At 42.2% G+C, this 14,600-nt stretch carries 14 protein-coding genes; 10 read left to right on the top strand and 4 right to left on the bottom strand.

All coding sequences use genetic code 11. The annotated features are described in order from the left end of the window. Positions 1–62 precede the first annotated feature (62 nt). Complete coding sequence (locus AC4HAL_RS01370; protein ID WP_491092610.1) at positions 63–665, top strand: PepSY domain-containing protein; 603 nt, start codon at positions 63–65, stop codon at positions 663–665. A gap of 79 nt (positions 666–744) precedes the next feature. After that, positions 745–1,497: a class I SAM-dependent methyltransferase gene (locus tag AC4HAL_RS01365; protein WP_491092694.1), complete on the top strand. Its 753-nt coding sequence runs from the start codon at positions 745–747 to the stop codon at positions 1,495–1,497. A 91-nt stretch (positions 1,498–1,588) separates the two neighbouring features. Here AC4HAL_RS01365 and AC4HAL_RS01360 read toward each other — a convergent pair whose 3' ends face one another. From AC4HAL_RS01360 to AC4HAL_RS01345, 4 genes are all read right to left on the bottom strand, one after another. Continuing rightward, positions 1,589–2,713, bottom strand: a complete 1,125-nt coding sequence (locus AC4HAL_RS01360; protein WP_491092609.1) for a low temperature requirement protein A — start codon at positions 2,711–2,713, stop codon at positions 1,589–1,591. A 136-nt stretch (positions 2,714–2,849) separates the two neighbouring features. Continuing rightward, the gene (locus AC4HAL_RS01355) at positions 2,850–3,491 is read right to left on the bottom strand and encodes a histidine phosphatase family protein (RefSeq protein ID WP_491092608.1); all 642 of its coding nucleotides are present in this window, start codon (positions 3,489–3,491) and stop codon (positions 2,850–2,852) included. 176 nt (positions 3,492–3,667) lie between these two features. Further along, a complete protein-coding gene (locus AC4HAL_RS01350) occupies positions 3,668–4,141 on the bottom strand; it encodes an aminoacyl-tRNA deacylase (RefSeq protein ID WP_491092607.1) in 474 nt (157 codons plus the stop codon). Positions 4,142–4,364: 223 nt separating this feature from the next. Next, positions 4,365–5,216, bottom strand: a complete 852-nt coding sequence (locus AC4HAL_RS01345) for a glycoside hydrolase family 25 protein (RefSeq protein ID WP_491092606.1) — start codon at positions 5,214–5,216, stop codon at positions 4,365–4,367. Positions 5,217–5,939: 723 nt separating this feature from the next. Between AC4HAL_RS01345 and AC4HAL_RS01340 the strand changes: the two genes are divergently transcribed. The 8 genes from AC4HAL_RS01340 (at position 5,940) to AC4HAL_RS01305 (ending at position 14,411) form a co-directional block, all read left to right on the top strand. Further along, positions 5,940–7,055 carry a vitamin B12 independent methionine synthase gene (locus tag AC4HAL_RS01340; RefSeq protein WP_491092605.1) on the top strand — a complete coding sequence of 372 codons (1,116 nt, stop codon included), beginning with the start codon at positions 5,940–5,942 and terminating at the stop codon, positions 7,053–7,055. Positions 7,056–7,528: 473 nt separating this feature from the next. Next, positions 7,529–8,989 (top strand): PTS ascorbate transporter subunit IIC, encoded by a 1,461-nt coding sequence (gene ulaA, locus AC4HAL_RS01335; RefSeq protein ID WP_491092604.1) that lies wholly within the window; start codon positions 7,529–7,531, stop codon positions 8,987–8,989. Between the two features lie 44 nt (positions 8,990–9,033). Next, on the top strand, positions 9,034–9,315 hold the full coding sequence (locus AC4HAL_RS01330) for a PTS sugar transporter subunit IIB (RefSeq protein WP_447451612.1): 282 nt from the start codon (positions 9,034–9,036) through the stop codon (positions 9,313–9,315). Between the two features lie 1,085 nt (positions 9,316–10,400). Then, entirely contained in the window at positions 10,401–10,886 is a 486-nt protein-coding gene (locus AC4HAL_RS01325; protein WP_491092603.1) for a PTS sugar transporter subunit IIA, read from the top strand. 119 nt (positions 10,887–11,005) lie between these two features. Then, complete coding sequence (locus AC4HAL_RS01320; RefSeq protein ID WP_491092602.1) at positions 11,006–11,671, top strand: 3-keto-L-gulonate-6-phosphate decarboxylase UlaD; 666 nt, start codon at positions 11,006–11,008, stop codon at positions 11,669–11,671. Positions 11,672–11,674: 3 nt separating this feature from the next. Next, positions 11,675–12,538 (top strand): L-ribulose-5-phosphate 3-epimerase, encoded by an 864-nt coding sequence (locus tag AC4HAL_RS01315; RefSeq protein WP_491092600.1) that lies wholly within the window; start codon positions 11,675–11,677, stop codon positions 12,536–12,538. Continuing rightward, positions 12,539–13,249 (top strand): L-ribulose-5-phosphate 4-epimerase, encoded by a 711-nt coding sequence (locus AC4HAL_RS01310; protein WP_491092599.1) that lies wholly within the window; start codon positions 12,539–12,541, stop codon positions 13,247–13,249. Between the two features lie 178 nt (positions 13,250–13,427). Next, positions 13,428–14,411, top strand: a complete 984-nt coding sequence (locus AC4HAL_RS01305; protein ID WP_491092597.1) for a LacI family DNA-binding transcriptional regulator — start codon at positions 13,428–13,430, stop codon at positions 14,409–14,411. The last annotated feature ends 189 nt before the right edge of the window (positions 14,412–14,600 follow it).

Below are 14,600 nucleotides of genomic sequence, written 5' to 3'. Positions count from 1 at the left end.
CCGAGAAGTCCTACCTTTTTTAGACTATACTAAAGCTATAAAAAATAAAAAGAGGTCTGTTTATGAAACGAAAACCATTAGTTATCGTCCTTTCCTTATTAGCTTGTCTGCTTTTGGCAGGTGGTGCCGTAGTTGCCTACCGCCAATCGGGGTATAAGATTTCAGCTGCCCAAGCCAGACGTATTGCGCTTAAAAATGCTAACGTTTCAGCTGATGATGTGACTTTCACACGGACACAAAAAGAGCGTGATGATTGGCGTGCAACCTATGAACTGGAATTTTACACCGATAAGGCCGACTATGATTACACTATTGATGCTTCATCTGGTCATATTCTGGAAAGGGATACAGAAGTTCAGGAAAAAGCGGCAACCGACTCAAGTCCTTCTAGATCCGACTCTAAGACCGCAGACTCCTCATCGAGCTCGCCTGATTCGTCGTCCCAACAAATTTCCGCTGATGAAGCAAAAGCTAAGGCCCTCAAAGATGCCGGACTAGAAGAATCAGCTGTGTCAGACCTTGTTGTCCACAAGGAAGTAGACGATGGTGTGACAGTCTATGAGGTAGATTTTAACGATTTAGCGGCTGGTCTTGACTACGATTACACGATTAATGCTCAAACAGGGGCCATTATTGCAGGGAATTCCGAGCCGATTAATGATTAAAAGAATGGCAGCAAGTGCTAAGAAGGCATGTTTCTGTGAAAAACCGCTTGCGGCCTTTTCTTTTTGCTATAATAGGGCTATGGATTTTATCGTAACAACAAGTCTGAGGCAAGATCAATCTTTGGTGCAGCAGGCTAAGAAACTGGCACAGAAATTTTCGGTCACCTATGTAGAACGGCGCAAGCGCTCACTAAAGCAGCTTTTAGCAGACTACCGTACGGTTTTAATGATCTATCAAGATCAGCTGGTCTTGATAGATTCTGATGGCAGTCAGCTCTATTTTCACCCAGATACAGCTATGCTGAGAAGCAAGGCAGCCCACGACCCTCTTGTAGATTTGCTGGCTCCTGCTCCTAAAAGTGTCCTGGATACAACAATGGGCTTAGCCAGCGATAGCATCGTGATGGCTGCAGCAGGTCATCAAGTAACGGCCTTAGAGGTTAACCCCCTGATTCATCTTATCGTCAGTCATGGTCTGCAAACTTTTAAGACCACTAATGACCGGTTAAATAGGGCCATGCGCTCAATAAAAACGTTCAATCAAGAAGCCCTCTCTTATATGAACCAGCTGCCGAGTAAAAGCGTTGATACTGTTTATGCCGACCCCATGTTTTCACACCGTATTACTGAATCCAGCAACCTCAGCGGTCTTATTCCTCTAGCAGATTTTAGGGGCTTATCAGAGCTCTTCATGCAGGAAGCCCAGCGAGTGGCTCGTCAATCTATCATCATTAAAGCCCATTTTCGCGACGATAGTTTCGAGCGTTTTGGCTTTGTACGCCAGATTAGACCCAACCAAAAATTCCACTACGGCATAAGGTATCTATCTTAGTATAAAAACCCAGCATCCATTTTGAATAGATGTTGGGTTTTTTGGGTGAATCGAGATGTCGTTGGCAGGAAAAAATTAATCACAAGCAGCGTTAATCCTGCTTGTGTTTTTCCCGTGCCCGTCTGCGAGCATGAAAATTGAGACGGGGAATAATAAAACAAGTGGCTGCAAGGATTAAGGCGATACCAATATTATAATGACGCAGGATCCACATGGCAATAATCCCCAAGATAACCACTCCGATATAGGGCAGATAGTTGTTTCGGGCAAAGCGGTAGAGACGGCGATTATAAATAGAAGTGGCATAAAGCGCTGGATAGAAGACCAAGAGTCCCAAGCTGAGGAGCATCAAACCGTAGTCAGTATGATGACTGTCAGCTAGACTTTCAATACCGCCAGTTACCATATTAATAGCAATAATGATAGCTAGGTGAGTGTAAATCAAGACTAATCCTCTAGTTTCCTGATGGTGGTTGATAGTGAGAAAGATCTGTGAAATATAAGCCACAAACATGAATGAAATCCCTGTAAAAAAGAGAATACCTAACACAGGTGATTTGTAAAGCGGAAAGGTTTGAATCAGTCCGACTACTGTCTCCCCAAAGGTAATAATCGTAATTAGCTGGAAGCGTTCAACCAGATGGGGAAAATTAAGTCGGCCAATCTCAACCTCCTGACTGAATAAGAAGGGGAAAATCCAAGGAACCAGCCAGAGAAGGAAGAATTTAGCATCACTCGTTTTAAAAAGGTGAAAGACCGTAGCAGCCAGTATTAAAGCTGTAAAATAAAACAGAATCAGCCCCAGTCGCTTCATAGATGCTATCATATCCGCATTAAAACCAATTTTACGTCCCCTCAGATAATACTGAAAGGCAATCAAGCCATGGGCCAGGATCAAAAGACTGTTGTAGAGCAGGTATTCTCGTGTCCCATAGTGATTTAACCCCAGCATAAGTCCGAAGTTTCCAGCGATAAACATGGCAGGAATATTTAAGTAAACATCCAGTCTATCTCTCTCTCCGTACTTATTAAGATAAATCGTCTGATACATCCAGATAGACATCAAAAGACTGCTTGAGACGAGAAAAGAAATCATGCTGTCCCCATCAAAACTGTTAGTATGTAAGAAACTAATTAAGCGTGAGACGGCTAAAACAAAGACAAGATCGTAGAACAATTCATAGTTCGATACTCGCTTAGCAATAATTTTTGACATATACCCTCCCTATTGTCGATGCTAAAAATAGATAGTAATAAAATAGAACTGCCATAATCTGCCAGTTCTTTTCATATGTGATAATTAAGCCCAAGAACAGTTTATTCCTGTTTATTCAAGAGCCTAGGGGTTTAACTCAGTGAGATAGTTTGCGGTCAGCTTCCAGATAAGAAGTGTCATTCCAAGACAGCAACTCAAAATGCTTGCCGTCTATGCTTTCTAAAGTGGTTACACTGCCGTTATCCAATCCGCCGTGATTGCGCAGCTGCCCTGATTCAAAACCTAGCAAGTAATTGACAGCAGCAGTGAAGCAGGCACCGTGACCAATTAATAGGACATTTTGATCATGGTCGTAGTCTAGATTGGCTACAAAGTCGGCAACCCTCTGTATAACATGATAGACTGATTCCGCTTCAAAAAAGGTATTATCAAACTTAGCGAGGTTATAGCGAAAAGCCTGCATTTGCTTAGGGTAGATAGCAGCAATAGTAGCTATCTTCTGCCCCTCTAAGCGTCCCAGGTTCCACTCCCGAATGGCCTTTTCTAGGAAAATTTCTGCTGGATACTGGTTTTCTTCCATGATAATAGCAGCCGTCTCTCTGGCACGCTTAAGATCGCTGGAATAAACTTTATCGAAGTGGGTATCGGAGAGATAGCGCCCCAACTCTTTTAATTCTAGGATAGATTGCTTTAAGAGGGGAGAGTCTCCTTTAGAACCCTGAAAGCGGCCTTCTAGGTTCCACTGAGTTTTACCGTGTCTGACAAAATATAAACGCATATTTAAACTTCCTATTCTTAAATAGTTTTATAATCTGATGTTTAAAAAAGAAAAGCTGATAGTCCGAAAAAACGACTGGAAAAGCAAATCTTTATATGTGTAGAATAAGGGCTTGCCAAGTACTAGCACGCAATCTTTCTGCACGGGAAGGCTGAAATTAAAACACACTAATCTCTTTACTCTTTAATATCAGCAAACTCAGCTGAAACAAAATCAGCGAGCGCCTTGCTGTCAATACGAATAGAGCGCTTGAGCTCGCCAGCCGATACAATTATCTGTCCCAATTCGAGAGCGATATTATCAATATAGATAGGGAATTTATGCTTCTGGCGGATACCAACCGGATTGTTGGCGCCGTGAACATACCCTGTGGTCTTCTCCAGTTCTTTTTGCGGAATCATAGTGACCTTTTTATTGCCGGATACCTTGGCTAACTTTTTTTCTGAAAGATGTTCTGTAATAGGAACAATACCGATAATCGGACCAGTCTTATCTCCCTTCAAAGCCAAGGTTTTGAAAATATCAGAAGGTTCAATACCTTCAGGGTACTGAGCGTCCAAACCATTAAAGTCTAAAGAATCGTGTGGAACTTTGGCCTTGTCCAAAATCTGATCCACCAAGGTCTTTTTTACTTTCGTTTTTTTAGCCATACTTCCTAAAATCTCCAATTATAATCAGATTTATTATAGCATATTCCCTCTAATTAGAATAGGCAGACTACAAAGCTATTGCGCCTTGCACATGAACAGGGAGATCTTTGAATATTGAAATTCAAAAAATATTATTATTGCATAAAAACTTTCATAGATCTGTCCTGTAAAGACCTTGTCTGTATGAAAAAAGACTAGGCCATTTCCTAGTCCAACTGCCAAGCTATTCCTTGATTTTTCCAAACAGCTTCTCAAAAGTCTTTCGAGCATCCTTATTAGGATTGATTTGATTCAGATCCAAAATATCATCAAAGCCAGGTAGGCTGCCTTGAGATGTATACTGATGCAAGTCGTAATCGACATCAGTTTGAGGCTGGGCTTCGTAGTAACCGGAATCTGAGCCATAGGTCGGTAACCAAACAGCATCAAATTTCTTAACGGAAATTTCCTGCTCAGTCATGAAGTAGGTACCGATGTAAATACCGACATGCTCGGCTCCCAAACGTTTGAGTTCTGCACGGAAAGCCTCGACCCCTCTGTCCATATTTCTCATCGTGTCCTCTTCGACATCGATCCAGTAATAAGTGGGTTTATAAGGAGAAGCACTGTTATAGAAAATCTTAGCCTCCTCCCTCATTTCCTTTTCAGATCGCCCTAAGGCATAACTGTAAACAGCAACGGGGATATCACGTTTTTGAAATTCCTTAATGTGGGTTTTAAAGGATTTATCGACACCAGTGGAGTGAGCGGCATTACTGTCTTTTGAAATTTGTGATCCTCCGTAAACACGGACGATAGCACCTGAAATATTTTTTGAGAGTGCGTCGTAATCAATTTGCTTAGGCAGCTGCCACCCCGAAATGTCGACAATCGGTTTTAATTCTAATTCGTTGTCTGACGAACTTGACGCAGATGTCTTTGGCAGGCTGGTGGAGCTAGCTGAAGGAATATTTTTCCTAGCTGTTTGCAAGGCTGTGCTGCGAGCATTCATTATCACTACAGACGCAATACTTAAAAAAAGCCCTACCAGAGCCAAAAAGACATAAACGACAATCGGTTTAATTCTTTTTCTCATTACATTTCATTTTAACGTAATTATGCGAAAAAAGCAAAACCGTAAGCCCGATATTCGGCTTGAAAGCTAAAAAACTAAAAATTATTAATTAGTAATATCTTTTTGAGCCCCTTGCTGCTTGCTGCAAAGTTTGACTGATGGGACAAATAAGAGCCAACTTGACTTTATCGCAGTAAAAGTGTTGCTAGCTAACGTATCATCGATTAACTCTGAAAGAGTTCCTCATAAACCAGCGATTGACCTTCTCTTAAACTGACAAGAGGATATAGAAAACAGTTATAAACAAGCATAGAAAATATATATTTTACAACTATAGTAACCGGTGTTAAAATAAAAGCGAGTTTTGAAAATTGTAGACAAAACTGGAAGTGAAACAGGACTGCCCACCCTTTTCGCCAGAACTCTGCGGTGTTCAGCGCTCTAAAGGCAGACTCTTGCTGCTTGATCCGCGGATATCCTTAGCGGCCCTTCATTTGGTTAATCAATTTTACTAACCAAACGAAGTTAGTGGGAGAGGTAGCCAATTCACCATAGTGATTGGCGTTTGTTATCAAGTGCGAAGCGCTTAGATAACAAACCTCTGCCGTATCTTAGTAATTGACCCCGCCTACGACTCTGTGAAATTAGACTCGCCCTCCTAGAATCTTCGGGGATTCTTCGTCAGGCTCCCTAAATTTCTTTGAGTCGCTTAACGGCTTGGTATCTTAGTAAAGGAGTAATATTATGTCTAAAATTCAGTACCATTTCGATCATGTCGGCAGTTATCTGCGTCCTGCGGCTTTGAAAGAAGCGCGTGAGCAATATGCTAAAGGAACTATCAGTCGTGCAGATTTACTGACCCTACAGGATAAACTGGTCGCCGAACTGGTTCAGCATGAGGTTGCTAGCGGTCTAAAAGTTGTATCAGATGGTGAGTTTGGACGTTCTTGGTGGCACCTTGATTTTCTTTGGGATTTAAACGGATTTGAAGCCTATGAGCAAGAGGATTCTTATAAGTTCCATGGGGCTAAAACAAGGACAACGAATGTGCGGCTGACAGGTAAGGTAACTGAAAATCCTGACCACCCTTTTTACCGCGATTTTGCTTATCTTAAGTCTATTACACCTGCTGGTGTTCTACCTAAGGTCACTATTCCCAGTCCTTCTCTGGTTATTAACCGCGACCACCGCTCAGACTTGGCGCTGGACTACTATGAAACATGGACAGACTTTCTGGACGACTTAGCTCAGGCTTATCACGATACTATCAAACATTTTTATGATTTAGGAGCTCGTTATGTTCAACTAGACGACACAACATGGGGCTATCTTATTCAGCAGTTTGAAGACCACAAGGATGATCCAGAAAAAACAAAAGAACTGCAGCAAATCGCCCAAGATGATGTTTATACCATTAACAAGGCCTTGGCTGACTTACCAGCTGATCTGACTGTGGCTACTCATGTCTGTCGTGGCAATTTTAAATCGACCTATCTTTTTGAAGGAGGTTACGATTCGGTAGCCAAATACTTAGGTCAGCTAAACTATGATCTTTTCTTCCTCGAATATGATGATGCCCGCAGTGGCAGCTTTGCTCCTCTTACTGATATTTGGAATAATCGCAAAGGCGTTGAAATTGTACTTGGATTGATAACGTCTAAAGATCCTGCTTTAGAAGATGTAGACCAAGTCATTGACCGCATCAAAGAAGCTGCCCAACTAGTGCCGCTGGAAAATTTGGGACTTTCAACCCAGTGCGGCTTTGCTTCGACAGAAGAGGGCAATACCCTAACAGAAGCCGATCAGTGGCAGAAACTCCAACTCATCGGCACGATTACGGATAAAGTGTGGCAGTCCTGAGGGCTGTCATATGAAAAAACATAAGACAATTAAGAGAGTCCCAGTAGGCTCTCTTTTAATTAGTCCAGAAAGGTAAACTGCTCTGGTTACAATAGCAGAGCTTACTGGGTTTATTCACACTTTGGATAAGGCTTACCAAATGCCGGTCATAAATTGTTTTGGCGGCTTCATCTGCGAATTGATAGAGCCCACTGTGCTGTAAGCATTGTTTCTCCTAACCGTTTACCAAGCTGTTAAATCAACCATGATGATAAGACGTTATTGCTGCGCAAAAGCTAGACCTTGAATCGCTTATGTCAAGGTCTTTTTTATTGGGGAATTTTTTTCTTTCAGTAATCTGCCTAGTCTATCAAATATCAGAGGGCACATTTTTGAACACTCAAATGTGTGAGTCTTGGTCTTTTGTAAAAGCGCTTACATTGTTAGAATGAAGCCATAAGGAAAAACAAATTATTAGATAAAGGAGTAGGATTATGGCTATACTGCTTGATATTCTGAACTGGTTTTCGCAAAACATTTTGCAAAAACCAGCCTTCTTTGTAGGTATCTTAGTTTTGATTGGATATCTATTATTGAAAAAGCCGCTGCATGATGTATTTGCAGGTTTTATCAAAGCCACCGTCGGCTATATGATCTTAGATGTTGGATCTGGCGGCTTGGTAACAACTTTCCGACCAATCTTGGCGGCTTTGAACTACAAGTTCAAGATTGGTGCTGCTGTTATTGACCCTTATTTCGGATTGACAGCTGTCAATGAAAAAATTGCCCAGGAGCTTCCAAAATTTATCGGGACAGCAACGACAGCTCTTCTAATAGGCTTTTTCTTCAATATTCTTTTGGTTGCTCTTCGTAAGATCACTAAGATTCGTACCCTATTCATTACTGGTCATATCATGGTGCAGCAGGCCGCTACAGTGACTTTGATGGTCATTCTCCTGATACCAGCTTTTCGTAATCAATTCTGGGGAACAGTGGCTGTGGGTATCTTGTGTGGTCTATACTGGGCTGTTAGTTCTAATATGACAGTTGAACCAACTCAGCGTTTAACTGGTGGCGGTGGCTTTGCAATCGGCCACCAACAACAATTCGCTATTTGGTTTACTGACAAAGTTGCCCCCAAACTGGGTAAAAAAGAAGACAATTTAGACAATCTCAAATTGCCAGCTTTTCTGAATATTTTCCATGATACGGTCGTTGCTTCGGCCACCCTGATGTTGGTCTTCTTCGGAGCCATTCTAGTTATCCTGGGGCCCGATATCATGTCTAATCAAGAGGTTATCACGACAGGTACGCTCTTTGATCCGACAAAACAGTCTTTCTTTATGTACGTCATTCAGACAGCCTTTACCTTCTCAGTTTATCTTTTTGTTTTGATGCAAGGGGTTCGGATGTTTGTCGGTGAGCTGACCAACGCCTTCCAAGGAATTTCTAATAAATTGCTGCCTGGTTCCTTCCCAGCCGTTGATGTTGCTGCTTCCTTTGGATTTGGGTCTGCCAGTGCGGTTCTCTTTGGATTTGCGACCGGTCTTATCGGCCAGCTAGTGACAATTATTCTCTTGATTGTCTTTAAGAATCCGGTTCTTATTATCACTGGATTTGTGCCAGTATTCTTCGATAATGCAGCCATTGCTGTTTACGCTGATAAGCGAGGCGGCTGGAAGGCAGCGGTTATCCTGTCCTTCATCTCAGGTGTCATTCAGGTTGCTGTTGGAGCTCTGGCTGTTGCCCTTCTTGGTCTAGCAGAATTTGGCGGCTATCACGGCAATATTGACTTTGAGATCCCTTGGGTACCCTTTGCTTACCTCTTCAAGTATGCCGGCCTTATTGGCTACATTCTTGTTGCCCTCTTTTTATTGGCTATTCCGCAAATTCAATTTGCCAAAGCCAAAGATAAGGAGGCTTACTATCGTGGTGAAGTAGCTGCAGAAGATTGATGGATCCAATAATTATAAATAAATGAAAGTTAGGAGATATTATTATGGTTAAAGTACTTACAGCATGTGGAAACGGTATGGGTTCCTCAATGGTCATTAAAATGAAAGTTGAAAATGCTCTTCGTCAACTAGGCGTATCTGATATTGAATCGGCTTCCTGTTCAGTTGGTGAAGCTAAAGGCTTAGCCTCCGGTTACGATATTGTTGTTGCCTCCAATCATCTGATTCATGAATTAGATGGGCGCACTAATGGGCATCTGATTGGCCTTGATAACCTCATGGATGACAATGAAATCAAAACCAAGCTCGAAGCAGCCTTGAAATAGTTTCAGATATAGGCGAGAGAAAGGAGGGTACTCCTAGAGAAAGATTTTTCCTTGGAGCAACAAAATAGAAGGGCGAAGAAAAACGATTTCTGTGAATCATGACTTTTTGCAGATAATCTTATGAATTAGATAATTTTTCGGGTGGTAAAAACCATCGTGGCTCTATCGTTCCTTGTCTAAATCTTTTCTGGGTTTTCCAATGCATACTGTGCAAGCTCAGCTTCTATTTCCACTTATCCACTGGATAAGTAGAGCGGCTTAGCGACACTCCGTTTGGTTAGTAATTTTACTAACCAAACGGAGTTAGTAATTGGCATAGCAAACTACCATAGTAGTTTGTGTAGTAGAGCAAGACCTAAGGTCTTAGCGATACTTTGTCAATTGAACACGGGCCTAATTTCCTCGGGAAAAAGAAGGAGCTCCTTGTGTGTCAAGCACACGGCGTCGCTCCCCTATTTTCCTGTCGGAAATTTTCGCCAAGCGAACCGACCCTTAGTATCTTAATAATTGAACACGGGCTGTGGACTTGGCTAAAAAGATAGCTTCTCCTAGAGTCTTTTGGACTCTGCGTCAAATCTTCTATTTTAGCTGTGTCCACGGGCGCCCTTAGTATCTTGGTAATTGAACTCGCCTACGACTCTGTGAAATTAGACTCGCCTTCCTAGAATCTTCAGCGATTCTTCGTCAGGCTCTCTAAATTTCTTTGAGTCGCTTACGGCTTAGTATCTTAGTAATTGAACTCGCCTACGACTCTGTGAAATTAGACTCGCTTTCCTAGAATCTTCAGCGATTCTTCGTCAGGCTCTCTAAATTTCTTTGAGTCGCTTAACGGCTTAGTATCTTGTAAATTGAACTCGCCTACACTCCTGTGGAATTAGATAAATGTCGCTCGATTCTTAATGAATCGTCACTCCATTTCCTAAATTCCTTTGGAGTGCTTAACGGCTTAGTATCTTAATAATCTAACCCGCCTAGGTTTCTGTGGAATTAGATAAAATTTTCTAGGTGTTTTGTCACCTGCGTCAATTTTCCTAAATTCCTTTGGAACGCTTAACGGCTTTGTATCTTAATAAAAGGAGTTGGGCATGAATTTAAAACAAGCCTTTATTGAAAATGACTCTATCCGCTTAGGATTGTCAGCATCAACATGGGAAGAAGCCGTGAAACTATCGGTTACTCCTTTGATTGAAAGCGGTGCGGTCAAAGAAGAATACTACCAAGCTATCATTGATTCTACTAAAGAATATGGTCCTTACTATATCTTAATGCCAGGTATGGCCATGCCTCATGCTCGGCCAGAAGCAGGGGTAGAACGAGATGCCTTTTCCCTGATTACTCTTAAAGAACCTGTCCGCTTTTCAGACGGAAAAGAAGTTCAGGTCCTACTAGCTCTTGCGGCCACTAGCTCACAGATTCACACATCGGTAGCTATCCCGCAAATCATAGCCCTCTTTGAACTAGATCACGCGATTGAGCGTCTTGTTGCAGCTAAAAAGGCCGAAGAAGTCCTAGCTATGGTTGATGAATCTAAAAACAGTCCCTATCTAGAGGGCTTGGACTTAGATAGTTAGTATAAAAAACAAGGAGTCCTTCTTTCTATAAGGTGCTGGGCTACTTTGTTTCGTTTGGTAGTTTAGTTTTTCCTTGAGAGGCTAGGTATTATATTTTAGAAAAAGAAAGGAACAAGACAATGTCAAAAACTCTTCCTAATTTACAAGTAGCCCTTGATCACTCAGATTTGCAGGGTGCGATTGCGGCCGCTGTTTCTGTTGGCCAAGAAGTCGATGTTATCGAAGCTGGAACAGTTTGCCTCCTTCAAGTTGGCAGCGAATTAGTAGAAGTTCTGCGCAGTCTCTTCCCTGATAAAATTATTGTCGCAGACACCAAATGTGCTGATGCCGGCGGAACGGTAGCTAAAAACAATGCAGTCCGCGGTGCTGACTGGATGACCTGTATCTGCTGCGCAACGATTCCAACCATGGAAGCAGCCCGCAAGGCTATCGAGGAAGTCCGCGGAGACCGCGGTGAAATTCAGATCGAACTCTATGGTGACTGGACTTACGAACAAGCACAGCAATGGCTGGACGCTGGAATTTCACAAGCGATTTACCACCAATCACGCGATGCGCTCTTAGCCGGCGAAACTTGGGGTGAAAAAGACCTTAATAAGGTGAAAAAACTAATTGACATGGGCTTTCGTGTGTCTGTCACAGGGGGGCTCAGCGTCGATACCTTAAAACTGTTTAAAGGTGTTGATGTCTTTACCTTCATCGCTGGCCGCGGTATCACAGAAGCTCCCGATCCGGCAGCGGCAGCACGTACCTTCAAGGACGAAATTAAACGAATCTGGGGGTAGACTATGACACGTCCAATCGGTATTTATGAAAAAGCAACACCCAAACAGTTTACTTGGCTGGAGCGTCTCAACTTTGCTAAGGAGTTAGGCTTTGACTTTGTAGAGTTATCTATTGATGAATCAGATGAGCGTTTAGCCCGTCTGGATTGGTCAAAAGAAGAGCGTTTAGACTTAGTTAAAGCTATTTTTGAAACGGGTGTGCGGGTGCCAACCATTACCTTTAGCGGCCACCGCCGTTTCCCGATGGGATCCAATGATCCTGAAAAAGAAGCGCGTGCTATGGACATGATGAAAAAATGCATCATCTTTGCCCAAGATATCGGCATTCGCAATATTCAGCTGGCAGGCTATGATGTCTACTACGAGAAAAAGTCGCCTCAAACGCGGGGGCGCTTCATTAAAAATCTGCGTCAGGCCTGCACTTGGGCAGAAGAGGCTCAAGTCATCCTCTCTATTGAAATCATGGATGATCCTTTCATCAATTCTATTGAAAAATATTTGGCTATTGAAAAGGAAATTGATTCACCCTATCTGTTTGTCTATCCCGATACAGGCAATGTCTCGGCTTGGCACAATGACCTCTGGAGTGAATTTTACAATGGGCACCGCTCTATCGCAGCCCTCCACTTAAAAGACACTTATGCTGTTACAGAAAGCTCAAAAGGGCAGTTCCGTGATGTGCCTTTTGGTCAAGGCTGTGTTGACTGGGAAGCCATGTTTGAGGTGTTAAAGAAGACCAACTACAACGGCCCGTTTTTGATTGAAATGTGGTCAGAAAACTGTGAAACAGTTGAAGAAACACGGGCAGCTATCAAGGAAGCGCAGAATTTCCTTTATCCACTAATTGAGAAAGCGGGGTTACGATAAATGTTAGTACCAGAATTAAGAAAACGTGTCTATGATGCCAATATGGAATTGCCGGAGCATGGCTTGGTAAAATTCACCTGGGGTAATGTGTCAGCCATTGACCGCAAGCAAGGCTATATTGCTATCAAACCATCAGGTGTTGCTTATGACGAACTCTCTCCTGAAAATATGGTCGTGACTGATCTTGATGGCAATATTGTTGAAGGCGATCTCAATCCATCATCTGACCTGCCAACCCATGTTGAGCTTTATAAGGCTTGGCCTGAAATCGGAGGCATTGTCCACACTCACTCAACTGAAGGCGTAGCCTGGGCTCAGGCTGGACGTGATATTCCTTGCTACGGAACCACTCATGCAGATACCTTTTACGGACCTATTCCTTGTGCCAGAGCCTTGACAGCCGAGGAAATTAATGGGGAATATGAAAAAGAAACCGGCAAGGTTATCATCGAAGAATTCGCCAAACGCAGCTTAGAGCCATTAGCCGTTTCAGGTGTTACAGTGCGCAACCACGGACCTTTTTCTTGGGGCAAGGATGAAAAATCCGCTGTTTACAACGCAGTCGTATTAGAAGAAGTAGCACGTATGGCTCGTTATACAGAGGCTGTTGATCCCCAGGTCGAAGAAGTGCCGCAAGCTTTGAAAGACAAACACTATCTGCGCAAACACGGTAAAAATGCTTACTATGGGCAAAAAGGCTTGGAACACTGATCACTAATAGTAAACACCCCCAACTGCTGTCGTCAACGTATTTTTCTATGAGAAGACTCAACTGATATGCTTGTTTCAGCTTCTAACTCTTTGTTGTCTTAAGGTTTCCTGCCTTTTTGTTCTTTCCAAGTCAAAGTGATATAATGGCAGAGACATTATAGGAGTGGGGGGGAAGACGATGTTTGGTAAGGTGACCATTAACGATATTGCTAAGTTAGTAGGTGTTTCAAAGGCGACAGTATCCTACTACCTTAGTGGAAATTACAAGAAGATGTCACCCGCAACAAAGGAGAAAATTAGGCAGGCCATAGAGGTAACAGGCTATCAGCCAAGTAAAGTTGCCCAGAGTTTAGTAACGCGAGATACTAAAACAATTGGGGTCGTGATTGCTGATATTACTAATCCTTTCATTTCTTTTGTTATGAAAGGAATCAATGATACTTGCACCTTGCATGGCTATGCTGCTACTTTTACAAATTCAGATAACGATTTAAATCAAGAATTAGATAATCTAAGAAGATTAGATCAAGAAAAGGTATCTGGTGTTATTTTAGATTCGGTCGATGCCAATAATCCCATGATTAAAACATTGGATAACCAAAAGATGGTCATGGTCGATCGGCAATCTAAGAACCTAACTCTGGATACCATAGTTTCCGACAATACCTATTCGACCAGTAAATTTTTGAAAAAAATGCAGGCTGCCGGCTATGAAGATATCTATTTTGTAACCTTTCCCATTACGGGGATCTCTACACGGGAAGCCCGTTATCGAGGTTTTACAGAGACGGTAAGCAGCGATCCTTCCAAGTTAATTACACTGGGAGAGGCTGAAACAGAAAAAAAGATTTTTTCGATTATTGAAAAGGCGCAAAAGCGGACAGCTTTCTTTATGATGAATGGTCCTACTCTTTTAGAATTTATGAAGATGCTAAACAAAACAGATTATCGCTACCCTGATGATTTTGGTCTGGGCTCATATGAAGATCTTGATTGGATGGAGGTTCTAAATCCCAATATGTCGTGTATCCGTCAAGATTCCTATGGGCTTGGCTGTGTCGCAGCAGAATGCCTGATTGATAAAATTAAGCATGATGACCAGACTTATAAACCTCAGCTGATCGAGGTTCGTAATGATATCGTACTTCGAAAATCTTTTTAATGGGTTTAGAATGGTTTGAGAAAGGGAGGCAGCAGATAATGGTTTCTCCCTTTTCTTTTTCAATTTTAGATAAGAAAACGCTTGCAAAATATTTTTGGTGTGATATACTCGAGATAGTGAAGGAAGGTTAAACGTTTAACCAAAAAACGTTATTTATTTTTTGATGATTTAGTTAAACGATTAACTTTA

Source organism: Streptococcus sp. ELY_125 (assembly GCF_058314535.1).
Note: the sequence above shows the minus strand (reverse complement) of the source record. Positions and strands in the feature narration are given on the sequence as shown.